Origin of the sequence: Pseudomonas sp. B21-015 (assembly GCF_024749285.1) — a bacterium.
In the GTDB taxonomy this organism is placed as follows: domain Bacteria; phylum Pseudomonadota; class Gammaproteobacteria; order Pseudomonadales; family Pseudomonadaceae; genus Aquipseudomonas.
In genome coordinates this window covers 4,881,396-4,905,274 of the sequence record NZ_CP087196.1, presented here as the reverse complement: position 1 = coordinate 4,905,274, position 23,879 = coordinate 4,881,396, and the positions used below count along the sequence as shown (strand labels likewise).

24 protein-coding genes are annotated in these 23,879 nt (G+C 60.5%); 11 read left to right on the top strand and 13 right to left on the bottom strand.

The annotated features are described in order from the left end of the window. Positions 1 to 11 precede the first annotated feature (11 nt). Complete coding sequence (locus LOY38_RS22375) at positions 12 to 944, top strand: D-2-hydroxyacid dehydrogenase (RefSeq protein ID WP_258697094.1); 933 nt, start codon at positions 12 to 14, stop codon at positions 942 to 944. Positions 945 to 1,070: 126 nt separating this feature from the next. On the opposite strand, the gene LOY38_RS22370 is transcribed toward LOY38_RS22375, so the two are convergent. After that, positions 1,071 to 1,664: a nitroreductase family protein gene (locus LOY38_RS22370; protein WP_258697093.1), complete on the bottom strand. Its 594-nt coding sequence runs from the start codon at positions 1,662 to 1,664 to the stop codon at positions 1,071 to 1,073. A gap of 279 nt (positions 1,665 to 1,943) precedes the next feature. Between LOY38_RS22370 and LOY38_RS22365 the strand changes: the two genes are divergently transcribed. Both LOY38_RS22365 and LOY38_RS22360 read left to right on the top strand, forming a co-directional pair. After that, positions 1,944 to 2,393, top strand: coding sequence for a YcgN family cysteine cluster protein (locus LOY38_RS22365; protein ID WP_007942199.1), 450 nt, complete (start codon positions 1,944 to 1,946; stop codon positions 2,391 to 2,393). 126 nt (positions 2,394 to 2,519) lie between these two features. Further along, the gene (locus LOY38_RS22360) at positions 2,520 to 3,749 is read left to right on the top strand and encodes a hypothetical protein (RefSeq protein WP_258697092.1); all 1,230 of its coding nucleotides are present in this window, start codon (positions 2,520 to 2,522) and stop codon (positions 3,747 to 3,749) included. A gap of 126 nt (positions 3,750 to 3,875) precedes the next feature. On the opposite strand, the gene LOY38_RS22355 is transcribed toward LOY38_RS22360, so the two are convergent. The 4 genes from LOY38_RS22355 to LOY38_RS22340 form a co-directional block, all read right to left on the bottom strand. After that, positions 3,876 to 4,253, bottom strand: coding sequence for a DUF2892 domain-containing protein (locus tag LOY38_RS22355; RefSeq protein WP_258697091.1), 378 nt, complete (start codon positions 4,251 to 4,253; stop codon positions 3,876 to 3,878). A gap of 80 nt (positions 4,254 to 4,333) precedes the next feature. After that, positions 4,334 to 4,804, bottom strand: coding sequence for an RNA methyltransferase (locus tag LOY38_RS22350; RefSeq protein WP_007942196.1), 471 nt, complete (start codon positions 4,802 to 4,804; stop codon positions 4,334 to 4,336). 214 nt (positions 4,805 to 5,018) lie between these two features. Next, positions 5,019 to 5,390 carry a YajD family HNH nuclease gene (locus tag LOY38_RS22345; protein WP_007944009.1) on the bottom strand — a complete coding sequence of 124 codons (372 nt, stop codon included), beginning with the start codon at positions 5,388 to 5,390 and terminating at the stop codon, positions 5,019 to 5,021. 49 nt (positions 5,391 to 5,439) lie between these two features. Beyond that, entirely contained in the window at positions 5,440 to 6,126 is a 687-nt protein-coding gene (locus LOY38_RS22340; protein ID WP_007898703.1) for a spermidine synthase, read from the bottom strand. Positions 6,127 to 6,221: 95 nt separating this feature from the next. On the opposite strand from LOY38_RS22340, the gene LOY38_RS22335 reads away from it, so the two are divergent. Then, positions 6,222 to 6,512 carry a hypothetical protein gene (locus LOY38_RS22335; protein WP_258697090.1) on the top strand — a complete coding sequence of 97 codons (291 nt, stop codon included), beginning with the start codon at positions 6,222 to 6,224 and terminating at the stop codon, positions 6,510 to 6,512. Here LOY38_RS22335 and LOY38_RS22330 read toward each other — a convergent pair. Then, a complete protein-coding gene (locus tag LOY38_RS22330; RefSeq protein WP_258697089.1) occupies positions 6,509 to 6,982 on the bottom strand; it encodes a cyclic nucleotide-binding domain-containing protein in 474 nt (157 codons plus the stop codon). The two genes, LOY38_RS22335 and LOY38_RS22330, sit on opposite strands and share 4 nt — an antisense overlap. A 153-nt stretch (positions 6,983 to 7,135) precedes the next feature. Continuing rightward, positions 7,136 to 9,190 (bottom strand): S9 family peptidase, encoded by a 2,055-nt coding sequence (locus tag LOY38_RS22325; protein ID WP_258697088.1) that lies wholly within the window; start codon positions 9,188 to 9,190, stop codon positions 7,136 to 7,138. 302 nt (positions 9,191 to 9,492) lie between these two features. On the opposite strand from LOY38_RS22325, the gene LOY38_RS22320 reads away from it, so the two are divergent. From LOY38_RS22320 to LOY38_RS22310, 3 genes are read left to right on the top strand one after another with little or no spacing between them, the layout of a single operon-like run. Beyond that, a complete protein-coding gene (locus LOY38_RS22320; RefSeq protein WP_258697087.1) occupies positions 9,493 to 9,990 on the top strand; it encodes an MFS transporter in 498 nt (165 codons plus the stop codon). A 32-nt stretch (positions 9,991 to 10,022) separates the two neighbouring features. Further along, positions 10,023 to 10,799 (top strand): class II glutamine amidotransferase, encoded by a 777-nt coding sequence (locus LOY38_RS22315; protein ID WP_258697086.1) that lies wholly within the window; start codon positions 10,023 to 10,025, stop codon positions 10,797 to 10,799. Between the two features lie 12 nt (positions 10,800 to 10,811). Further along, positions 10,812 to 11,354 (top strand): DUF2937 family protein, encoded by a 543-nt coding sequence (locus LOY38_RS22310; protein ID WP_258697085.1) that lies wholly within the window; start codon positions 10,812 to 10,814, stop codon positions 11,352 to 11,354. A gap of 111 nt (positions 11,355 to 11,465) precedes the next feature. Here LOY38_RS22310 and LOY38_RS22305 read toward each other — a convergent pair whose 3' ends face one another. From LOY38_RS22305 to LOY38_RS22290, 4 genes are all read right to left on the bottom strand, one after another. Further along, positions 11,466 to 13,577, bottom strand: coding sequence for a TonB-dependent receptor (locus tag LOY38_RS22305; protein WP_258697084.1), 2,112 nt, complete (start codon positions 13,575 to 13,577; stop codon positions 11,466 to 11,468). A gap of 13 nt (positions 13,578 to 13,590) precedes the next feature. After that, positions 13,591 to 14,802, bottom strand: coding sequence for an MFS transporter (locus tag LOY38_RS22300; RefSeq protein ID WP_258697083.1), 1,212 nt, complete (start codon positions 14,800 to 14,802; stop codon positions 13,591 to 13,593). After that, on the bottom strand, positions 14,792 to 16,714 hold the full coding sequence (locus LOY38_RS22295; RefSeq protein WP_258697082.1) for an IucA/IucC family siderophore biosynthesis protein: 1,923 nt from the start codon (positions 16,712 to 16,714) through the stop codon (positions 14,792 to 14,794). Before LOY38_RS22295 ends, LOY38_RS22300 begins: the two co-directional genes overlap by 11 nt. A gap of 111 nt (positions 16,715 to 16,825) precedes the next feature. Further along, a complete protein-coding gene (locus LOY38_RS22290) occupies positions 16,826 to 17,755 on the bottom strand; it encodes a LysR family transcriptional regulator (RefSeq protein WP_258697081.1) in 930 nt (309 codons plus the stop codon). Positions 17,756 to 17,929: 174 nt separating this feature from the next. Here LOY38_RS22290 and LOY38_RS22285 point away from each other — a divergent pair, with 174 nt between their 5' ends. From LOY38_RS22285 to LOY38_RS22270, 4 genes are all read left to right on the top strand, one after another. Then, positions 17,930 to 19,231: an MFS transporter gene (locus LOY38_RS22285; protein WP_258697080.1), complete on the top strand. Its 1,302-nt coding sequence runs from the start codon at positions 17,930 to 17,932 to the stop codon at positions 19,229 to 19,231. 63 nt (positions 19,232 to 19,294) lie between these two features. Beyond that, positions 19,295 to 20,047 carry a 5-oxoprolinase subunit PxpA gene (locus tag LOY38_RS22280; RefSeq protein WP_258697079.1) on the top strand — a complete coding sequence of 251 codons (753 nt, stop codon included), beginning with the start codon at positions 19,295 to 19,297 and terminating at the stop codon, positions 20,045 to 20,047. Continuing rightward, a complete protein-coding gene (gene pxpB / locus LOY38_RS22275) occupies positions 20,044 to 20,748 on the top strand; it encodes a 5-oxoprolinase subunit PxpB (RefSeq protein WP_258697078.1) in 705 nt (234 codons plus the stop codon). The genes LOY38_RS22280 and pxpB overlap by 4 nt, the downstream gene beginning before the upstream one ends. After that, positions 20,745 to 21,671 carry a biotin-dependent carboxyltransferase family protein gene (locus LOY38_RS22270; RefSeq protein WP_258697077.1) on the top strand — a complete coding sequence of 309 codons (927 nt, stop codon included), beginning with the start codon at positions 20,745 to 20,747 and terminating at the stop codon, positions 21,669 to 21,671. The genes pxpB and LOY38_RS22270 overlap by 4 nt, the downstream gene beginning before the upstream one ends. 116 nt (positions 21,672 to 21,787) lie before the next feature. On the opposite strand, the gene LOY38_RS22265 is transcribed toward LOY38_RS22270, so the two are convergent. Continuing rightward, positions 21,788 to 22,966 (bottom strand): VWA domain-containing protein, encoded by a 1,179-nt coding sequence (locus tag LOY38_RS22265; protein WP_258697076.1) that lies wholly within the window; start codon positions 22,964 to 22,966, stop codon positions 21,788 to 21,790. 32 nt (positions 22,967 to 22,998) lie between these two features. Beyond that, positions 22,999 to 23,844 (bottom strand): MoxR family ATPase, encoded by an 846-nt coding sequence (locus LOY38_RS22260; protein ID WP_258697075.1) that lies wholly within the window; start codon positions 23,842 to 23,844, stop codon positions 22,999 to 23,001. Positions 23,845 to 23,879 lie beyond the last annotated feature (35 nt).

Sequence of the window (23,879 nt, the reverse complement as noted above, 5' to 3'; positions counted from 1 at the left end):
AGGTTTGAACCATGCGCGTTCTGATTGCTGAACACGACCACCCTGTGTATGCCCAACTGTTGCGTCAGGCAGCGCCTGATCTGGAAGTACTGACCAGCGGTGACTCCGCCGAACTGTCCCGTCAGGCCGCCGATTGCCAGGTCTGGCTCGGCCAGCCGGACTTGCTGGCAACGCTGTTGCGTCAGGGCCACACGCCTGCATGGCTGCAGTCGACCTGGGCCGGTATCACGCCGCTGCTGGCCGACGGCCTGCCACGGCACTATCGACTGACTCGCGCGGTAGGGATTTTCGGTCAGGTCATGGCTGAATACGTGCTGACTTACATGCTCGGCCACGAGCGCGAAGTGCTGGCGCGGCTGGTCAGCCAGGTCGAGCGCAAATGGGACAATCGCCAGGGTCAAAGCCTTGCAGGGCGCAAGGTGTTGATTGTCGGCACCGGTGACATCGGTCAGGCGGTGGCGCAGTTTCTGCTGCCGTTTGGCGTCGAGTTATATGGCATCGCCAGCACTGCCCGGGAGCAGGCGCCTTTTGTCGAAGTGGGGGCACTGAGCGACTTGCCGCGTCTGGTCGGTGAAGTGGATTACGTCGTCAATCTGCTGCCGAATACCCCGAATACGCATGACCTGTACGACGCCGCGCTGTTCAAGCAGTTCAAGGCGACCGGGTTGTTCATTAATGTCGGGCGTGGCGTGGCGGTGGTCGATGCAGACCTGGTGGAAGCCTTGAAAGAAGGGCACCTGGCCGGGGCCGTGATCGACGTCTGCCGTCAGGAGCCGCTGCCGCAACGTCATCCATTCTGGACTGCGTGGGGGCTGCTGCTGACCGGTCACAGTTCGGCACCGACTTCGCCGCCGATGATGGCGAAGCTGTTTATCGAGAACTTGCGGGCGTATCAGGCGGGCGAAGCATTGCGTGGGGAAGTGGATTTCGCACGCGGATATTAAACTCACCCCCAAACAAAATGTGGGAGCGAGCCTGCTCGCGATAGCGGTGTATCAGTCTCCATAAGTATTGACTGACAGGCCGGTATCGCGGGCAGGCTCGCTCCCACATTGGCTTTATGTTGTGGCTTAGAGGGTGAAATCGCCTTCAGCCGCCAACTCGCTCAGCGGGAGACGTGGGCTTGGCTCTTCGCGCGCTTGCAGGTACTCGGCCAGCGTCGCCTTGTCGCCCAGCTTGCCGATCGCCACGGCGACATGCAGTGCGTAGCCTTCAGGAATGTTCAGCTCCTTGCGGGTCAGGTCCTGATCGAAACCGGCCATGCCGTGGGTGTGCCAGCCGCTGATGCTCGCTTGCAGCGCCAGGTGGCCCCAGGCCGAACCGGTGTCGAAGGTGTGCCACAGCGCCGGGGTTTCTTCGCTGGCGCCGGGTGCCACGAAGGTGGTTTTCGAGATCACGATCACCAGCGCCGAGGCGTGCTGTGCCCAGCTGCGGTTGAACTCATTCAGCAGGCCCAGGTAACGCTCCCAGTTCGGCGTATCGCGACGGGCATAGAGAAACCGCCAAGGCTGCGAGTTGTACGCCGATGGCGCCCAGCGTGCGGCTTCGAAGAAGCTCAGCAGGGTCTCTTCAGGAATGGTTTCGCCAGTGAAGGCGCGGGGCGACCAGCGATCGGTGAACTGAGGGTGAATGGCGTAGTCGGCAACGCGTGGGTTAGCACTCATCAAGAGATTCCTTTACGGTTGAAAGTGAGGGGCGTCGAAAAAACCGGTGGGCGCAGTTGAGCTGAGCGATAGGGTTTTCCGAGAGCCTGGGCCGTTCACCTGAATGCAACGCGGTTGAGCGTTAATGGCACTTGGGTAGGGCTCCTTGCGACTGGCAAAGCTACCGGGCGGCGCAAAAACTCACAAGTGCCGCGTACCGGCAGTCGCCAATGCTTGGCCCGCCGGTGCCTTGGCACTAGACTGGCGGCCTTTTCACCACCTGATGTTGATGCTTGAGCCATGGCCGCCAAAGTCGAACCGTTCTGGATACGCAAAACCCTCGATCAACTCGATCAAGAGGAATGGGAATCGCTGTGCGACGGCTGTGGCCTGTGCTGCCTGCAAAAGCTCGAGGATGAAGACGACAACGCCGTCTACTACACGCGTATCGCCTGCAAACTGCTGGACCTCAAAACCTGCCAGTGCACCGATTACCCCAACCGCCGCGACTTTGTGCCCGATTGCATCCAGCTCACGCCGGGCAAGGCCGATGAGTTCAAATGGCTGCCGCCGACCTGCGGTTATCGACTGGTCAGTGAAGGCAAGGACCTGCCGCTCTGGCATCACCTGGTGTGCGGTGATCGTGATGCGGTGCATCACGAACGTATTTCCCAGTCCGGGCGCATGCTCGCCGAAGGCAGCGTGGCTGAAGACGATTGGGAAGACCATCTGATTTTCCGCGCGGGTTAATGTGTGGCGAGGGCGCTTGCTCGCGCTTGAGTGCGTAGCACTCACATAATCGGCAGTGATTACAAGAATTTGGGGCTGCTACGCAGCCCAGCGCGAGCAAGCTCGCTCGCCACAATAGGAGTGTGTATGGCTGTGGGAGTGCGGCGGGCGTTGGCTGTCGGGCTGCTGGCCCTGAGTTTGCCTGTGTGGGCGGCCAAGAAAGTCGATCTGGATTATCACGTGCGCCTGTTGCCGCAAAGCGATCAGGCCGAAGTGCGCCTGACCCTGGCCCAGGGCTCGGCGGTGCGCAGTCTGGATTTCGACTTGGGCGATGGCAGTCACTACAGCGATTTCAAGGCCGACGGCCAATGGCAGCTCACATCGGGCAAGCAGGCCCGTGGTGTCTGGCGCCCGGCCACCGACAAGGCCAGCCTGACCTACCGCGTGCGCATCAGCCATGGGCGCAAAAACGGCAGCTTCGACACGCGCATGACGCCAACGTGGGCGCTGATGCGTGGCGATGACCTGGTGCCCGCCGCCAGACTCGATCAGCAGGACGGTATCGAGCTGGTATCACGCCTTGAATTCGAATTGCCCACCGGTTGGAAAAGCGTCGAAACCGCCTGGCCAAGGATCGGCAAAAACAAGTTCCGGATCGATAACGTCTCGCGCCTGTTCGACCGTCCCACTGGCTGGATGCTCGCTGGCCACCTCGGCAGCCGTCGCACGCAGTTGGGGGAAACCGAAGTCACCGTGGCTTCACCCCAAGGCCAGGGCATGCATCGCATGGACGTGCTGACACTGCTGACCTTTGTCTGGCCGCAAGTGCAGGCGGTTTTTCCGCGTCACCCCAGCAAGCTGCTGATTGTCGGCGCCAACGACCCGATGTGGCGTGGCAGCCTGGGCGCGCATGAATCGATCTACCTCAATAGCCGCCTGCCGCTGGTCAGCGAAAGCGGTACCAGTGCCTTGGTGCGTGAATTGGCCCAGGTGTTCGGGCGGATCAATGACAGCCAGCGTAGCGACTGGATCAGCGAAGGGTTTGCCGAGTATTACGCCATCGAACTGGTGCGCCGCGCAGGCGGGATGAGTGATGAGCGGTATGAGAGCCTGCAGAGCAAGTTGGTCAAGGAAAGCCAGAAGGTCAGCACATTGCGCGGGGAGCAGATCAACCCGGCGCAGGTGGCCAAAGCGGTGGTGTTGCTACAGGAGCTGGATCGCGAGATTCGCCTGAAAACCCGCAACAAGCGTTCGCTGGATGATGTGTTGCGCGGGGCGATGCAGTTGGAGAGCGTGGATACGAAGGCATTCATTCAGCTCGCGCAAAGCGTTATTGGCGAGTCTTCCAGGGTGCTTGATACCGAGTTGCTTCAGTAGCGCCGCCATCGCGGGCAAGCCCGCTCCCACAGGGTTTGCGCTGTACACAACAATTGTGATCACCGCCAATCACTGTGGGAGCGGGCTTGCCCGCGAAGAGGCCCGGAGCTTCACCGCAACTTCGGATCAGACCCCGGCCTTCGGCGAGTCCAACGAATCATTACCCGTCACGGTCGCCGTGCGGGTTGCCGCTTCGGCATTGGCTCTCATGCGGCTCAGCTCATCCCCGGCACGCTCAATCCTCGCCCGAACGTTATTCATGTCCTGACGGCTTTTTTCCAGAAAACTTTTCGCCGAACTGTGCCCGGTGATACCTCGGGCCAGGGCCACGCCGCCGATCGCCACTTGAATCAACCCGAACACGCCACCGCGACGCAGGCCCTTGCCGACCATCACCACACCGCCGGCCACAGAACCGATGCGCTCCCAACCCTGGACGTTCTGGTCGGAATGAGTCTGGAACGGGGTGGATTCGATACGCTCTACGCGCTTGAGGTCGCTCATGATCTGTCTCCAGGCTTCAAGAATAGATAATTAAGCTGACTGCCGAGGCGGGCGGCTCGTTCCATCGGATGTGCGGCGATTCAACGGAATTTCGGCCCCGAGCGGGTGTTGTTGCCCTTGGCCATGCGGTCGTACAGCACAACGTTGACGGTGGCCGCCAGGTTCATGCAGCCGGTGGTCGGGATGTAGACCACGTCTTCGCACCAGTCGCGGATCTCTTTATCCAGCGAGCCGTCTTCGGGGCCGAAGATGTAGAGGGCGCGATCCGGGTGAGTGTATTCCGGCAGCGAGCGGGCGCCGTCGACCAGTTCCACGGCGACTGGTACACAGCCCAGCGGCAGGATTTTCTTCAGGTCGTCGATGCCGATCAGCGGAATGTCGTAGTGGACTTTCTTGGTGTCGGTGACGAAATCGGCGGCGCGCTCATAGCGCTTGCCGGTGTAGAACACTGACGCCACGCCATAACAACCGGCGGCGCGCATCACCGAACCGACGTTCTCCGGTGATTTGGGGTTATACAAACCAATGCAGCTGTACCGTTTGTCTGCCACGAGCGGGGTGCCTTCGGGGAAAAAACGGCGATTATACGGGGATTGGGGGAGGGTGGTCAGATTGTAGATTGGTGGTGTCCGGACAAATGCTATCGCGGGCAAGCCCGCTCCCACAGGGGGCTGCGGCGTACACAACATCGGTGCTCACCGCCAATCACTGTGGGAGCGGGCTTGCTCGCGACGGGGCCGGCGCAGGCGCAGGCGCTGAAGATCTTCAGTCTTCTTTTTTCATCAGCCCCGCCAACGCCGCAAACGGGTTATGCGTCGCCTTGGCAATCTTCGGCGTACTCAGCGAGCCCTCGCCAAAATACTGCTGATCGGTATAGCGCGAATGTTCGTTGTCATGGCAATACAGGCACAACAGTTCCCAGTTCGAACCGTCCTGAGGGTTGTTGTCATGGTTGTGGTCGCGGTGGTGCACGGTCAGTTCGCTCAGGCGTTTGCCGGAGAACTCACGGGCGCAGCGGCCGCACACGTGCGGGTACATCTTCAGGGCCTTGTCGCGGTAACCCATTTCCTTGTCGCGCTGGTTGTCGGCGAGGATGCGGTCCAGCTTCGATGTGTTGGTTGGGGTGGACGAACTCATGGGTTCACCTTTGTAAAAAGACTAATGACGGTTATGACGTGAGTTTAGCTCAGCCCTTGAGCTTCTCGGCAATCCAGATGGTGTGGCGGGTGCCCTTGTTGCCGTGGGCGAAGACTTGCACTTCCTCGGCCTTGAAACCGGCCTTTTTCAGCTTGTCGGAAAACTGCCGGTCGGCGCTGGCCGACCACACCGCCAGCACGCCTTTTGGCCGCAGGGCCTTGGCACACGCGCTCAGGCCGCCAGCGGAGTAGAGCCAGCTGTTGGCCTTCTGGGTCAAACCTTCGGGGCCGTTGTCGACGTCGAGCATGATCGCATCGAAACCTTGCGGCTCGGCTTGCAGCACCTTGGCCACGTCTTCCATGCGGATCACCGTGCGCGGGTCGAGCAGCGGGTTGCCGGCTTTCTCGCCCAGCGGCCCGCGATTCCACTCCACCACGCCGGGCACCAGTTCGGCGACCACCACTTCAGCGGTCTTGCCCAAATGCTTGAGCGCCGAGGCGAGGGTGAAGCCCATGCCCAGGCCACCGATCAATACCCGCGAATTCGGCCGGCCGGCGACCTTGCGGCAGGGGATTTCGGCCAGGGCATCTTCAGAGCCGTGCATGCGGGTGTTCATCAACTGCCCGCCGTCGCCGCCCTGTATCTTGATAACGAAGTCCTCGCCGTATTCGAACAGGCACAGGGCACCGCCGTTTTCAGGAATGGGGGTGGTGTCGAGCAGAACGAAACGTTTCATGGGGCTCTCTTGATGAGAAATTGACTACGGAGGAAGGCAAACACGCGCAGTTGGGAGTAGCCTGCAAAAGGACAACAAGGCCAACGGAGCCATTGATGAAGCGCACCATTCTAACGGCCATTGCCCTGGCCGCGCTCTCGATAACTGCAGTGCAGGCCCAAGAGCTGCAAACCATCCCGACCAGCCCCACGCCGATGCCCGGTTCACCCGGCACCGCCACCCCGACGCCGTACCCGCAAATCACCCCGACCAGCGTGCCCAAGGCCGGTTCCGGCAGTGGCGGGGCACCGCTGTTGCCGCCAATCGAAATGCCCAATCCGCCCAAGGACCAGACCTTGCCGGGTCTTGAACCGAGCACGACCAAAATCAAAACGCCGGGCGGTTAAACTTGCTGCAAGAGTAATTGCCCGTCGGCCATGCGCAAGCGTTTGGAGAGGGAGACGGCGAGGGCGCGGATGATCTTGGCGGCGATTTTCGGCGCGTCATTGAGCATCTTCTCCAGGGAGTCCTTGCCCAGGTTGAGCAACTGGCAATTGCTCGCGGCCACGCAACTGGCCGAACGCCGTTCGCCATCGAGCACGGCCATTTCGCCGAACGCCCGACCGCTGCGCAAGGTGGCCATGGTGACCCGTTGCCCGTCGCTGTTGGTCTTCTGCACCGCAACCTGACCAGTGTGGATGATGCACATGAAACTGCCGGCATCACCCTCATGGAAAATCTCTTCGCCTTCGGCGATGGTACTGATGCTGAAGTAGCCCGAAGCCGCCACGAAGTCTGCCGGCAGCAGTTGATCGAACAGGCCGCAGTCCATCAGCCAGTCGCGAATTTCTTTGTTCAGTAAGGTCGGTTCTGACATGTCGTCACGGTCTTTTTTTGTGTCTGTGTCTGTTCCGGGCCTTCAGTCACCCATCATCCCCTGTGGGAGCGGGCAAGCCCGCCCCCACAGGGGATGTGTATTGTCTCGGGTCCCGGTGTCTGGTGTTAAGACCAGGACACCGGGCCAAGTTCCTCAGGCAATGCCCAAAACCTTCAAAACAAATGCGTATTCGAGGGCTACGTCACGTAATCCCTGATAACGACCGCTCATCCCGCCATGCCCGGCGCCCAGTTCAGTCTTGAGCAGCAGGGGATGGGTGTCGGTTTTGGTCGCCCGCAATTTTGCCACCCACTTGGCCGCTTCCCAGTACTGCACGCGGCTGTCGTTATAGCCGGCGATCACCAGCGTCGCCGGATACGCTTGCGCGGTGACGTTTTCGTACGGGGCGTAGGCCTTGATCCGCTCATAGACGTCCGACTCTTGCGGGTTGCCCCACTCGTCGTATTCGGTGACGGTCAGCGGCAGCTCCGGGTCGAGCATGGTGTTGAGCACGTCGACGAACGGCACTTCCGCAATCGCCGCGCCAAACAGCTCTGGCCGTTGGTTAAGCACCGCGCCAATCAGCAAACCACCGGCGCTGCCACCGCTGATCACCAGCTGCGATGAGGTGGTGAAACCGTGGGTGATCAGGTGTTCGGCGCAGGCGATGAAGTCGCTGAAGGTGTTGTGCTTGTGTTCCTGCTTGCCGGCGCGATACCAGGCTTCACCCAGCTCGCCGCCACCGCGTACGTGAGCGATGGCAAACGCCATGCCGCGATCCAGCAGACTCAGGCGGGCATGGGAGAACCATGGGTCGAGGCTTTCGCCATAGGCGCCATAGCCGTACAGATAAAGCGGCGTCGGCTTACCTAGGAATTCGCGTTTGACTACAAGGCTGATCGGCACTTGCGTACCGTCCGGTGCCGTCGCCCAAAGCCGCTGGCTGACGTAAGCATCGGCGTCGAACGGGCCGAGTACCGGGGTTTCCTTGAGGACTTTCTGCTCGCCGGAGGTCAGAGTCAGTTGGCGGATCTGCGCCGGACGGTTCAGTGCTTCGTAGCGCAGACGGATCCTGTCGCTGACAAATTCCAGGCTGTTTTGCACATGCAGACTGTAGGCCGCGTCCGGCAATTGCACGCGATACGGTACCAAGTCCTGTGGGTGGACTTCGATGATCGGCAGGCCACCTTCACGCAGGCTCAGGGTCATGGCCTCGGCGTTCAGGCTCATGCCGTCGATCATCACCGTGTCGCTGTGGGGAATCAGGTTCTGCCAGTCGGCTTCGGTCGGCGCGACACCGGTATCGACGGCCTGGTACAGGGCGAAGTTGATACCGTCACGGTTGGTGCGGATCAGCCACGTCCACTCGCCATCGAGTTTGCCGTGGTCGACATCGTACTCATGTTCTTCGACCCTCGGCGCCAGGCAAGTAAAGGCCTGATGCGGCAGCGAGGCGTCGAGTGCCCAGACTTCGCTGGTGGTCTTGCTGCCCAGCGACAGCAACAATTGCCGTTCGGAGCTGGAGCGGTAGCAGTGCAGGAAAAATCGGCCGTCGGGCTCATGGAACACTTCTTCGGCCGCGGTGCCGTCCAGCCGATAGCGGAACAGTTTGTGCGGGCGATGGGTCTCGTCGAGTTCGCCGAAAAACAGCGTCAGGCTGTCGTTGGCCCAGGTCATGCTGCCATCGCAGTCCTGGAATTCCAGTTCGCTGACGCGGCCGTTGGACAATTCCTTCACGAACAGCGTGTAGATCTCCTCGCCACTGGAATCGATGCTGTAGGCCAGACGCTGGTGGTCCGGGCTGATGCTGAACGCGCCCAGGGAAAAGAAACCGCCCTTGGCCAGCACGTTAGGATCAAGCAGCAATAGCTCCTGGCTTTCGTCGATATGCAGGCTGCCGTCGGTCGGACGCGGGCAGCGGTAGTGGCGGGCGTATTCATCGCCTGCGGTGGTGCGGGTGTAATACAGATACGGGCCCCACGGCGAGGGGAGCGACAGATCGGTTTCGAGAATCCGCCCCTTGATCTCTTCGAACAGGGTTTCACGCAGCCCGGCCTGATCGGCGGTTTGCGCCTCTTGATAGCTGTTTTCAGCTTTCAGATAATCGAGCACCGCGCCGGTGTCGCGCTCCTGCAGCCAGGCATACGGGTCAGAACCGTCGGCCTTGTGGGCAATCGGGGCGCAGGTGACGTTGGCGGATAAGGGCATGAATGGCTCTCGAACAATGTATGAAATAGGGGCTTCGCAACCTGTGGGGGCGGGCTTATGGTGAGGGGGCTATTCTGTGGCGAGGGAGCTTGCTCCCGCTGAACTGCGCAGCAGTTCCTTTTTTGGGGCCGCTTCGCAGCCCAACGGGAGCAAGCTCCCTCGCCACAAAAGCTCGCTCACCACAAAAGTCCCCTCGCCACATAAGCTCGCTCCCACAGGCTCTGAGTCTTGCTCAACTGGTATTGGGACAAGCCTGACGTGCGAAAAGTCGTTACTATAAGCGCCTCTTTGCCTGCCTTGCCATGGACACCATGACCGAGAACGACTATCTGATCGCTTGGGGCCTCTACGCCTTTGCTGCTTTAGGCTGCCTGTTGGTGTGGATGCGCATCACCCGCTGGATGTGGCGTTGGCTGCGTGAGCCGCTGCGGCTGCTGGTGGCGGTGTTGCTGTTCAGCCCGACCATCATCGACCCGGTGAAGGAAAAGGTTGCCCCGGCCATCGCCATCACCGCCCTCGATCTGCTGTTCAAGGTCGGCAACAACGCCTGGCGGGCGATTTCCGACCTGTTCATGTACGCCATGATTGCCTTCGGCATTTACCTGGTATTCGTGGCGATCCGTTTTCCCATCGAGCGCGCCTCCAACGCTCGCAAGGAACGGGCGGCTGCCGCGAAGGTTGCGGCGCGTGCCGACGAACCTGAAAACGATCAACCGTTCGGCGGTGCTGGCGATGATCGTTACGGCCGGCCACCGGTGCCAAGCAACCCTCAGCGTTTGCGGGTCGAACCGCGTCTATAACCGTGCCCCTGTATTGAGTCGAGAGTCCGAGCATGTGTGAGCTATTGGGCATGAGCGCCAATGTCCCGACCGATATCGTGTTCAGTTTCACCGGGCTGATGCAACGTGGCGGTCGCACCGGGCCGCACCGTGACGGCTGGGGCATCGCTTTCTATGAAGGTCGTGGCCTGCGGCTGTTCCAGGACCCGGCGGCGAGCAGCGAGTCGGAAGTGGCGAACCTGGTGCAACGCTATCCGATCAAGAGCGAAGTGGTGATCGGGCACATCCGCCAGGCCAACGTCGGCAAGGTCTGCCTGTCCAACACCCACCCGTTCGTGCGTGAGTTGTGGGGGCGTAACTGGTGTTTCGCCCACAACGGCCAGTTGGCCGACTTCAACCCGACCGCCAGTTTCTACCGCCCCGTTGGCGATACCGACAGCGAAGCGGCCTTCTGCGATTTGCTCAACCGGGTACGCGCTGCGTTCCCTGAGCCGGTGGAGATCGAAGAACTGTTGCCGGAGCTGGTGGCCGCCTGCGCCGAGTACCGCAACAAAGGCGTGTTCAATTGCCTGCTCAGCGACGGCGACTGGCTGTTCTGCTACTGCTCGACCAAATTGGCGCAGATTACCCGCCGTGCACCGTTCGGCCCGGCGCGCTTGAAGGATGTCGATGTGATCGTCGACTTCCAGGCCGAAACCACGCCCAACGACGTGGTCACGGTGATCGCCACCGAACCTTTGACCGAAAACGAAACCTGGACCCGCTACGAACCGGGCCAATGGAGCCTCTGGCGGCGCGGTGAATGCGTCAGTCAGGGCAAGACCGAATAAGGATTCTCCCTCATGTTGCTCAGTTATCTACGGCTGGTGTTGTTTGCGGCAGGCCTGTTGATTGGTGTCCAGGTGCCTGGGTTCATCAGTGACTATGCCAAGCGAGTCGAGGCGCATCTGATTGAGGCGCAGACCGGTTTGAGCGGTTTTCAGGGCACTGCCAATCAGTTTTTCAAGGGGGATATGCAGGCGCTCGTGGCCCATTACCGTGCCAGCGAAGACCCGATCTTTCGCAGCGATGCCGACAGCCTGAGCACCTTGCTCACCCGTCAACTGGCCCTCGACAAGCAATTCCAGGCCATGCAAGGCCCGTGGTATATCCGAATCCTGCAGGTAGCTCTGGCCGCCGACCCGGATATTCGCAAGGAAACCTGGAACGGCTACAGCTACCAGATCCTGCTGACGCCGGAAGCGATGATCTGGGGCATGAGCGGCGCGTTGCTGCTGTCGTTCGGTATTGAATGCCTGTTCCGGTTGATCGACTGGGTGGTGCTGGGCGGCAAGCGTCTGCGCCAGAGCCGGCCGATCGAAGAGCGGGACTTGCGCGGTTTGTAAGAAAAAAATCAAAAGACGCAGCCTTCGGCAGCTCCTACAGCCGGCTTGTCGGCGATTGCCGCGACACGGTATGCCTGGCAGATCTCGTCGCTGGCAAGCCGGCTCCTGTTTTTACCAGTCGACCGAGTAGCTCATGCTCAACGTACGACCTTCGGCGTTGGCGTACGGCGCTCTGGCGTTGGCCTGGGTGAACAGGTTCTGGTAGGTGCGGTTGGTCAGGTTGTACACGCCGCCCTCAAGACGACCGACCGGCAGTTGCACCGAGCCAAGCAGATCCACCAGCGTATAGCCTTCGATCTCGCGTCCGTTGTTGTCCTTGGCGGCAGCGTCGTAACTGGACAAATGCATGCCTTGCAGGCGCAAGGTGTAGTCGTCTTCGGTGTAGCCGACGAACAGTGTGGTCTTGGCCGGTGAGATGCGCGTAGCCGGCAGATCGATCCATTTGCCGTTCTGCTCGGTCTCGCCTTTGGCCCAGGCATAAGTGCCACCCACCGACCAGCGATCGGTCGCGCGGTAGGTCAGGCTGTTTTCGATACCGCGAACCCGCTCTTTCTGGTTGATCAGGCGCAATACGCGATCATTGGCATCGTAGAACTGGGTCACGTCCGAGGTGTTTTCGTACACGGTGACGTCGGCCTGCCACTGATCCCAGTTACCGCGCCAGCCCAGCTCGTAACTGTCGACCTTGATGGCCTGGGCGTTGAGACTCTGGATGTCGAAGGTGCTGCTGACGTCACGCATGAAGCGCTGGATATCCGGTAGCGAAAACCCCTGGCTGTAATTGGCGAAGAGGTCCTGGTTTTCACTCAGGTGGTAGACCGCCCCCAGGTTGTACAGCGTGGCATCGTATTTCAGAGTGTCGCCGGGCAGCGTTGCGCGTATGCCGGTCTGGACGATCTGCCCATAAGCGATGCTGTCGGAGACGTCGCTTTCGATCCATTCACGGCGTACACCGCCACGCAAGGTCCAGTCACCGATGTCCCAGGACATCTGCCCGAACAGCGACTTGGTGGTGGTTTCGATGTCCGGGCCCAGCTCGTAAGTGGTGCCGGTCTTGGTGTAGTTCAGGCCATTGAGCGTGTATTGATCACCCCGTTGGCGGGAGCGCTCATTATCATAGTCGGCGCCCCAGACCAGATTACCCGTGGCACTCCCGATCGCCGGCAGCGGCGTGTCGATGGCCGCGCGCAGACCGTAGACATCCTGCACGCTGTTGTTGTCGGAGATCCCGGCCCTGCCTCGCGACAGGTCCGGAAAGAACAGCGCATCGGCGCGGCGCCAGTAGCTTTCCAGTTGCAGGCCCTGACCGTAGAAGTCCTTGTCGGTGTAGTTGAGGTTGGCCGCCTGGTTATGGGTATAGGGTTGGTCGTCGAGTTGCAGCCCTTTGACTGCCACGGCTTGCTGCAGGTTTTTCGGGTCTTTGGTGTAGCCAGTGTCCTGCTGGTCCTTGTAGTCCTGCAGCGACAGGCTGAGTTTTTTGTCGGCATCCAGTTCGTAACCGAAACGACCTTGCAGGTCATAGGTTTCGGTATCCATGTTGCTGCCCTGGGAGGTGTCCTGAGGGATGCGGTTGCCGTTGCCATCGTACTGATCGTTACGCTGGGTCAGGTCGGCGGACACATACCAGTCCAAGGCATCCTTGCGCCCGGTCGCACTCTGAAAGGCTTCGTAGGCGAAGCCTTTGCGGTTGAGGTTATTGCCGCTGGTCAGGCCCAGTTTGCTGCTGTAGGCAATGTCCTGGCCCTGATTGCGCTTGGTGATGATGTTGATGATGCCGCCTGAAGCACCGGCACCGTAGATACTGCTGGCGCCGGAGATTACTTCGATGCGTTCGATGCTGGCCGGGGCGATGCTGTTGAGCTGGCGGTAGTTATCGCGCGTGGCGTTCTGCGAGACGCCGTCGATCAACACCAGCATGTTGCGCCCGCGCAGGGTCTGGCCGAAGTTGCTCATCCCGCCGCTGGACGGTGCAATGCCGGGGACCAATTGCCCGAGGATGTCGGAGACCCGGCGACCCGCGCCGCTCTGCTCACGGATCTGCTGTTCGTCGATGACCTGGACCGAGCCCGGAATCGAGGCGATGCTCGCCTCGCTGCGAGTGGCGGAGACGACGGTGGCTTGCATGTTCAAGGTGCCGGGCTGCTGCTCGATATCCTCGGCCCAGGTCTGGGCGCTGAAGGTACCGAGCAGCGGGATCAGCAGGGAGAGTTTGGTTCGGGTCATGACGTGGTCTTTTTTAGTTGTGATAAGTGTGGGGCGATAAGGTCGAACGGTCAGGCGCGGTGTTGAACGACCGCACCCAGCGGATCCCGATGGCGGCCAGGGCGTAGGTCAGCGCCACCAGCCAGAAACTGTGAGCCAGGCCGACCAGGCCCATGCCGATCCCGCCAAGGACGACACCGAGCAGAGCACCAGCTTTTGCCGCGCTGTTGCCCAGGCCCAGCGCGAAGCCCTGCTGGGTGATGGAAATGGTGTTGGCGATCAGGGCATAGGCGACGGGCAGCAGGGCGCCTTGCCAGAGGCCCCAGACGAGTCGGCTGACGAGAAACCCCAGCCATTCGTTGGTCAATGCCGTGGCCGCCAGTGTCAGGGCGCACAGCCAGGCCACGCCTTCGATGACGCGCAAGGTGTAGGCCGGCTGCCAGCGGTCGAACAGGCGGCCCCACAGCGGTGCGGAAATGGCCAGGGTCGCGGCGCTCGCCGCGTAGGTGGCACCGATCAGCCAGCTTGGGGCATGCAGAATGTTCGCGACGTATAGGGCGTAGAACGACTGCGGCATCATCTTCGCGGCCTGAATCAACACGATCACCAACAGGATTCCACCGAGCCAGCCTTTGGGCAGAGCAACCGGCTCGACAGGTTTTTTCTTCGAGGTTCGCGCCTTGTCGGCCGGCAGGAAAAAACTTCCCAGTGCGCACAGCAGGCAAATCACCGTCGCGCCATAACACAGCAAGGCAAACCCCGAGACGTCCATCAGCCAGCCACCCAGCGCCGGGCCGATCAACGAGCCGACGGCGGTGGCCGATTGCAGGCGGGCCAGGGTGTGACCACGCCTGGAACTGTCGCAGCAGGCCAAGGCATAGGCTTGCGCGGCAGCGAGAAAGCCGGCCAATGCGCCTTGCATCACGCGAATACCCACCAGCAGCCACGGGTCGAGGGTGATTGCCGCCAACCCTTGGCACAGTGCGAGTGCCAGCAACGCCCGAACAATCATCGGTTTGTGTCCGGTGCGATCGCCCAACCGGCCCCACATGGGCGTCAGGAGCATGGCCGCCAGCATCGGACCGGCATAGACCATCGCCGATAACAGCGCGGTGTAGCTGGCGCCCTCCGGCCCGAGCAGATGCTGGATCTGCAAGGGCCAGAACGGGCCGCTCATTTCCATTGCGCCCATGGAGACAAACTGGATGACGATCAGCAGTCGCAAGGCGCGACCGTCAGCGAGCATGGGTGTTGGGTCGCAGCGGGTTGCTCAGGCGTCCGACGATGTCGGCATGACTGTCGAGCAAGCGCATGCGCATGAACGATTTGGCGGGCCAATCCTGTTCCAGCAAGGCCTGGTGCTCGCTTTCCCAACGTGCCGGTTCAACACGCTCGCGCAAGGTCTCGAAGCACTGTGCAACGTGTGATGCCAATCGGTCCCACAGGATACTGTCCGACACATTCCAGTGGCGGGCACAGAGCAGCGTCAGCTCACCGAGGTGGCACATGAAGGTGGTGTGCAGGAGTTTGTCGCGGACAAAGCCGGAATCGTCATACAGGGTCATTTTCGGATCGTGCAACTGGATATCCAGGCCCTTGGCGTGCAGGGTTTTGCGATCGATACGAACGTCGCCAAAATCACGCAATAGCAACCGATTCAACTGCCCGTCAGCACCCATCACCATGAAACTGTTTTGCTGATGCGCTTCGAACGCCACGCCATACATCAAGTAAATGCCCAGCAGACTCGGTACGGCAATCGACAGGTAATCATCGAAGAACCTCAGCATGGCCTCGCTGTCGTCACTGCCCTGAGCCAGTCTTACCCAATCACGCAGCAACGGTTGGTCGAATTCGTTGACGGCGAACAGGCTGCCGACCGGCACCGCCAACTCGCCTTCTTGCAGGAGGGTAAGCGGGTTGTCGCGATACAGTACGGCAGCATGCCGGGAGCGCTCGTCATCGGTCGGCAGCGGTGCGTAGTGCACGCCGATGCGCTCTGGAACGATGTTCAGCAGACGCTGAATCTGCGGCTCCTGATCGAGAATATCCAATACCAGCTGGCTGATGCGCGGACCCATCCGGGCGGAGCGCGGCGACACGGTGCGCTGCACGCTGGTCAGTCGCAGAGCCACCGGCAGTTTGACCATCGGTGCCGTGCGGCTGGCTTCCGGCAGGACCGTGCGGAAGGACATGGTCGGGTGGCCGGTAAAAGCCACGATGTCAGTGACGATCAGCAGGTTGTCGGCGATCTCGTTGGCGAACGAATGTGGCAGCTCTTCATGGGCTTGCCATGGGTGCGACGGAAGCGGGAGGTAGTCCGTGACTTCCAGACCCAGCTGCTGCAGATGACGTTGCAGTTGCTCGGCGGCCTGTGGGAAGTGACCTTGCCACCAGTCCCAGTAATCGGTGGTGCCAGCCAGCGCTTCGACGTGTGCGTACTGGCGGTGCAGGGCGCACAGGACAATCGGAAAACTCGCTTCGAATTCTGGCGAGAACGCGATGACCTGAGCAGCGCTCAAGCCCAGTTTGGTCTTGTAGTTCGGGTGCCACGGATGGCCAAGCGTGCCCCATTGTTCGAGCAATGACGTCGGGTTCTGGTGATTGGGGCCGGTTTTGAGCCACGCGAGCAGATTGTCGTCGTACTCGGTGTCGATTTGCTCTCTCAGGCGCTCGGTCCATCCATGGTGAAACGCCAGGCACAGGGTGTCGTTGCTGAAGCTGTCATCCAGCTCCCGGGCCAGACGTTCCAGTACCTGCGGGGAGGCTGGCGGGTTGAGCTGAGTGCTGAGGTGAGCGAGCAGTTCGCTGGGTAACTGGATTTTATGGGGCAGTTTGTCGGGGGTGTGCAGGACGATGCTGCCGCGTACGTCCCAGCTGTTCATTCTTGCGCCGGACAAGTGCTCGAAGCAAAGATGCACGCCATCGCCAAGTGGCAGCCAGCAACGGTTGGTGTCGTCGTATTCGCAGGCGTCGGGGTTGATCAGATCTTCACGAAACAGCGCCTGGATCAGGCGTTGGAAACAGCGCTGGGCGGCGGGCTCCAGCGCATTGCTCAAATGATCGAGCGTGATGCGGTGGGACTGGAAAGCCTGAGTGCCAAGCGCTTCGCTCCAGTGAGCGAGCAATTGCTGCTGTTTTTGCGTGTAGCCGCGCATCAGGTCCGACTCCTTCTGGACAATTGATTAGCTGAAAGCGCGCAGAGGATACCTCCTTGAAAAATTAATGCAAATGATAGTGGTTCATATTTACACTTTGAAAAAATTCCTTCAGATTCTGGCCTGTGGTTTGCTCAAGACGATGTAGTGCTCGCCCACTTTCTGCGCGTAGTGCTCCACGACTTGCTGACACAACGCCACGATTTCTTCGACCCACTCCACACCTACCCGCCACGACACCACCACCTGCAAATTCGGTGGCCGCTGATCGATGGCCAGCAAGGTCAGTTCCCCCCGCGCCAGTTCCTCGGCCACCAGCACCGGTGGCAGCGCGCCAATGCCGAAACCGTCCCGCAGCAAACGGGTAATCGCCGACACTGAATTTACGCAATTGAGGCGTGGCGCCATGACCCCGTTGGCCTGCATCAGGCTCAAGATGTCCTGGTGCGGACGGGAGTTTTTCGAATAGGTGATGATCCGCTCCCGCGCCAGGTCGGCGACACCTGAATACTCGCGGTTGTAGATGGAATTGCTGGCCACGATCCAGCCCATCGGATGACTGGCCAGCTCCAGGCTGCGCACGCTTTCCTGACGCAGCAGGTCGGTTTGCAGGATCAGATCGAGAAAGCCTTTTTGCAGCTGATCGCAGAGGTTGAGCGCGGTATCGGCCACCAGCTCGATTTCCACCAGCGGGTAGTGATCCATCATCTGCGCCACCAACGGGCTGAGCCAGGTGTGGATCACGGTGTCCATGACGCCGATCCGGACCCGCCCGACCTTGCTCGATCGCGTCTCGATCGACTGCTTGAGCGCCTGCATCGTGTCCATCATCTGCTCGGCATATTCGAGCACTTTCAAGCCTTCGGGGGTCAGGCTCACGCCGCGAGAATCGCGCAGAAACAGCTTCACCCCCAGCTCGCCTTCGAGCACGGCGATACGGCTGGAAATCGACGCCTGGGTGGTGAAGAGCTTGTCTGCCGTCAGGCGAAAACTCTTGAGTCGGGCGACCCAGACAAAGGTCTCGAGAAACTTCAGGTTCATGGGGTCTGCTCGTGGGACTCAGCCCGTCGGATAAGGTTTTCTTATGTCTAGGGCGGGGTTTTATTAGTTGGACGTAGCAGGGCAAGGCGTCCAAAAATCAGGCCATCCGGTTCCCACGATAGGCGTCGTCGGGGCTCAGAACAATACCAATAAAATATGCACGGAGATTTTGCCATGAGTGCGCCCGACACCCTCGATACCCCTAAGGCTACGACTCGCCCGGGACCCTTCGATTGGTACCACAACATCAACAAGCAGGAACGTCGCACGTTCTGGAGCTGCAAGATCGGCTATGCCCTGGACGGCATGGACACCCAGATGCTCAGCTTCGTGGTGCCGACCCTGATTGCCATGTGGGGCATCACCACCGGCGAGGCCGGGCTGATTCACACCAGCACCCTGATCGCCTCGGCCATCGGTGGTTGGGTGGCGGGAATTCTCTCCGACCGCATCGGCCGGGTGCGCACCCTGCAACTGACGGTGCTGTGGTTTGCGTTCTTCACCTTTCTTTGCGGCTTCGCCCAGAACTACGAACAACTGCTGATCGCACGCACCCTGATGGGCTTCGGTTTCGGTGGCGAATGGACGGCCGGCGCGGTGCTGATCGGCGAAGTGATCCGTGCCAAGGACCGTGGCAAAGTCGTCGGCATGGTGCAGTCGGGTTGGGCGTTGGGGTGGGGGCTGACAGCGATTCTGTATGCGCTGCTGTTTTCGGTCTTGCCGCCGGAAGACGCCTGGCGGGCACTGTTCCTTCTCGGCATCGTCCCTGCGATTTTCGTGATCTTCGTCCGCCGCCTGGTCAAGGACCCGGAAATCTACCGCGAAGCCAAAGCCAAACAGGAGCCAGGCAACCCCGCCAAGTTCTATGAGATTTTCGCCCCTGGCATCCTTTTCACCACGATTCGCGCGTCGATCCTGACCACCGGTGCCCTCGGCGGTTATTACGCGATCACCTCCTGGTTGCCGACTTTTCTGAAGAATGAACGGGGCTTGAGCGTACTCGGCACGGGCGGTTATCTGGCCATGGTGATCATCGGGTCCTACATTGGATACGTGATCAGCGCGTATTTGACTGACATCCTCGGTCGTAAAAAGAACTTCATTCTGTTTGCCGTTGGCTCGTTCACCATTGTTCTGCTGTACACCCAATTACCGGTCAGCAACGGTGTGATGCTCTGGCTCGGCTTTCCTTTGGGCTTCTTTGCTTCGGGGATCTTCAGCGGCATGGGCGCGTTTTTGACCGAGCTGTTTCCAACGCGGATTCGCGGTTCGGGCCAGGGTTTTTGCTACAACATCGGTCGGGCACTGGCGGCGTTGTTTCCGTTGCTGATCGGCTTGCTCAGCCAGAAGGTGCCGCTGAGCGTGGGAATCGGGGCCTTCGCGGCGGTGTCCTACGGGGTGGTGATCCTGGCGGCGTTGAGTCTGCCGGAAACCCGCGGCAAACAACTTGATGCTCAAAAACCGGATATCCGGTAACTGATAATCTGTGGGGCATAAGTCCTTCAGTTAAAAAGATAAAAGCCTACAGGAGCGTTCACCGTGAACCGCCTGCTATTGAACTGCGACATCGGCGAGAGTTTCGGCAACTGGACCATGGGTCTGGACGCCGAGGTCATGCCCTTCATCGACTGCGCCAACATCGCTTGCGGCTTCCACGCCGGCGACCCGAGCATCATGCACAAGACCGTCAGCCTGGCCCTGAGCCATGGCGTGCAGATTGGCGCGCACCCGGCCTATCAGGATCTGGTGGGGTTCGGTCGTCGATCCATGGCTTACACCGCCCAGGAATTGCAGGACCTGTTGCATTACCAGATCGGTGCCCTCGACGGCATTTGCCGGGCTCAGGGCGGGCGGGTGAGTTACGTCAAACCCCACGGCGCGATGTACAACGACATGATGGCCAACCCGGCGCAATTGCGCGCGGTGATTCAGGGCGTGGCGGCCTACGACCGGACGCTGCCATTGATGCTGATGGCGACCCGCGACAACAGTGCCGCGCAGCAACTGGGCGATGAATATGGCGTGACGTTGTGGTTTGAAGCTTTCGCCGATCGCGCTTACGACAGCGCAGGCATGCTGGTCTCGCGGCAACTGCCGGGAGCCGTGCATCACGATCCAGAGAAAATCATCGAACAGGCGCTGATCATTGCCCGCGGTGACAACCTCACGGCCAGCGACGGCAGTGCCTTGCACCTGCAAGCCAATACCTTGTGCGTACACGGCGACAACGCCAGTTCGGTGGCCGCCGTGCGACGCATTCGCGAAGCCTTGAATCAGCAGAGCGCATCATGAAGCCACGGGTAGAAGTGGTGGCGCTGGATTGCCTGATGGTGCGCCTGTTCGATGACATCAGCGAGGCCAATATGCCGTGGATGCTCGCGGCCAGCGAGCGTCTGCGAGAAGCGTTCGCCCGCCATTTGATCGATCTGGTGCCGTCCTACACGACGTTGATGGTGCATTACGATCTGATGGCACTGAATCCGGGCCAGGCGCGGGAATTGATCACTAACGCCTTGATCGATCTGTCGCCCAACGCTCGGGCCAGGGGTAAATGCCATGTGCTGCCGGTCTGGTATGACCTGAGCGTCGGCCCGGAACTGACTTTGCTATCTCAGCGCAGCGGGTTAACGGTGGAAGAGGTGATTCGTTGCCACAGCGAACGCGAGTATCAGGTGTTCGCGTTGGGTTTCGCGCCGGGGTTCGCCTTCATGGGGTTGGTGGAAGAGGTATTGGCTGCACCGCGTCTGAGTACTCCACGTAAAAAAGTGGCTGCCGGCAGTGTCGGCATCGCCGAACGCCAGACGGCGGCTTATCCGGTGGTGTCCCCTGGCGGCTGGAACCTGATCGGCCGCACCCCGGCCAGACTGTTCGACCGCGAGCGCGACGGCTATAGCCTGATGCAACCGGGCGACACCGTGCGCTTCGAAGCGGTCAGCCATGCCGAGTTCATCAACCTGGGCGGTGACGATACGCCGATGGAGGCCCTGGCATGAGCCAACTGACGATTGAGGCAAGTACGCCGTTGTGCCTGTTGCAGGATGCCGGGCGATTTGGCGTGCGGCATCTGGGCGTGACCCAGGGCGGCGCGCTGGATTGGCGATCGATGTCGTGGGCCAATTGGCTGGTGGGTAATGGGCTGGATGCATCGGTCATCGAGATTACCCTCGGTGGTTTCAGCTTGATGGCCGAAGAGGATTGCGTGCTGGCACTGGGCGGAGCGGATCTGGGGGCGCAAATCGATGGCGAGGTGTTGGCGCCGTGGCGCAGTTTCAGGCTGCACAAAGGCCAGCGACTGCAATTCACTCAGCCGTTACTCGGGGCGCGGGCCTATCTGGCGGCGCCGGGCGGATTCGATGCGCCCAAGGTGCTGGGCAGCCGGGCGACGGTGGTGCGCGAGGAACTCGGCGGTCTTGATGGCATGGGCCGTCCGTTGGCCAAGGGGCAGTCGTTGAGCTATTCGGGCAACTCGGTGATGCTGCTGCGGGAGTTGCCGGGGGACCTGCGACCGGACCTGAGTCTCGCGGCACCGCTGGACCTGGTGCTCGGTGCACAGATCGGTGAATTCAGCGGGCAGAGTCTGTTTGACGCGTTCAACAGCGCCTGGACCCTCGACAGCCGTGCCGATCGCATGGGGATTCGCTTGCTGGGAATGGCGCTGGAGTACCAGGGCAAACCGATGATTTCCGAAGGCATCCCGCTGGGGGCGGTGCAGGTACCACCGGATGGGCAGCCGATTGTGTTGCTCAATGATCGGCAGACCATTGGCGGGTATCCGCGGCTGGGAGCGTTGACACCGTTGGCGTTGGCGCGATTGGCGCAGTGTTTGCCGGGGGCGAAGGTGCGGTTGCGACCGGTGGTGCAGGATGTCGCGCATCGGGAACAGGTCGAGTATTTGCGCCGGTTTTTAGGCCGTTAAAGCATCGCGGGCAAGCCCGCTCCCATAGGGTGGAGGGTGTTCACAAAATGTGTGAACAACGCTAATCCTTGTGGGAGCGGGCTTGCCCGCGATGGCGTCAGTCCAGACAACAGAGATTACTTGGACAAAAAACGCATCCCTTCCTCCAACCCCCGCAACGTCAGCGGGAACATCTGGTCATCAATCAAATCCCTCACGATGCTGGTCGACGAGGTATAGCCCCAGGTGTCTTTCGGGTACGGGTTGATCCAGATGAGCTTCTTGTACTTTTCCTTGAAGCGCTGCATCCACACATAACCGGCTTCTTCGTTCCAGTGCTCGACGCTGCCGCCGGCCTGAGTGATTTCATAGGGCGCCATGGCGGCGTCACCGATGAAGATTACTTTGTAGTCGGCGCCGTACTTGTGCAGCAGGTCCTGGGTGGCGGTGCGCTCGGAGGTGCGGCGCATGTTGTTCTTCCACACCGATTCATAAATGAAGTTGTGGAAGTAGAAGTACTCCAGGTGTTTGAACTCGGTCTTGCAGGCCGAGAACAGTTCTTCGCAGATCTTCACGTGGGCGTCCATCGAACCGCCGATGTCGAACAGCAGCAACAACTTGACGGTGTTGCGCCGCTCCGGACGCATCTGGATGTTCAGCAACCCGGCATCGCGAGCGGTGTGGTCGATGGTGCCGTCGATGTCCAGTTCTTCCGCCGCACCCTGACGGGCGAATTTACGCAGGCGACGCAGGGCGACCTTGATGTTGCGCGTGCCCAGTTCGACCGAATCGTCGAGGTTCTTGTACTCGCGCTGATCCCAGACTTTCACTGCCTTGCCCTGACGCTTGCCAGCATCGCCGACCCGAATGCCTTCCGGGTTGAAACCACCGGAACCGAACGGGCTGGTGCCGCCGGTGCCGATCCATTTGTTGCCGCCGGCATGGCGTTCCTTCTGTTCTTCCAGGCGTTTCTTGAACTCTTCGATCAGCTTGTCCAGGCCGCCGAGGGACTGGATCGCGGCCCGCTCCTCATCGGTCAGGGAGCGTTCGAACTCCTTGCGCAGCCAGTCTTCGGGGATCAACGCCTGAAGGTGATCGTCGAGTTTTTCCAGGCCATTGAAGTAGGCAGCGAACGCCCGGTCGAACTTGTCGAAATGCCGTTCGTCCTTCACCAGAATCGCCCGTGACAAGTAATAGAACTCGTCCATGTCGGCGAAGGTCACGCGCTGTTTCAGGGCGTTGATCAGGTCTAGCAGCTCACGCACCGAAACCGGCACCTTGGCAGCACGCATTTCATTGAACAGGTTGAGCAGCATGGCGATCGCCTACGACTTTGTGAAAAGAGGGATCAACGAGTGCCGCGACGGCTCATGAACGCCAGGCGCTCGAGCAATTGTACGTCCTGTTCGTTCTTCACCAGGGCGCCTGCCAGCGGTGGAATGGCCTTGGTCGGATCGCGTTCGCGCAGCACTGCTTCGCCGATGTTGTCGGCCATCAGCAGTTTCAACCAGTCCACCAGTTCGGAGGTCGAGGGCTTTTTCTTCAGGCCCGGCACCTTGCGCACGTCGAAGAACACATCCAGCGCTTCGCTGACCAGGTCTTTCTTGATGTCCGGGTAGTGCACGTCGACGATCTTCTGCATCGTGATGCGATCCGGGAAGGCGATGTAGTGGAAGAAGCAGCGGCGCAGGAAGGCGTCCGGCAGCTCTTTCTCGTTGTTGGAGGTAATGATGATGATCGGACGTTTTTTGGCCTTGATCGTCTCGTCGATCTCGTAAACGTAGAACTCCATCTTGTCGAGTTCTTGCAGCAAGTCGTTGGGGAACTCGATGTCGGCCTTGTCGATTTCGTCGATCAGCAGAATCACCCGCTCTTCGGACTCGAAAGCCTCCCAGAGCTTGCCCTTTTTCAAGTAGTTGCGCACGTCGTGAACCTTGTCCACGCCCAGCTGCGAGTCCCGTAGGCGGCTGACCGCGTCGTACTCGTACAGGCCTTGATGCGCCTTGGTGGTGGACTTGATGTGCCAGGTGATCAACTTGGCGCCGAAGGACTCGGCCAGTTGCTCGGCGAGCATGGTCTTGCCGGTGCCTGGCTCGCCCTTGACCAGCAGTGGCCGTTCCAGGGTGATGGCGGCGTTGACCGCCAGCTTCAGGTCATCGGTGGCGACGTAGGCCTGGGTGCCTTCGAACTTCATCTGCTAATCCTCGAACGGTAACGCCGACCTGAACG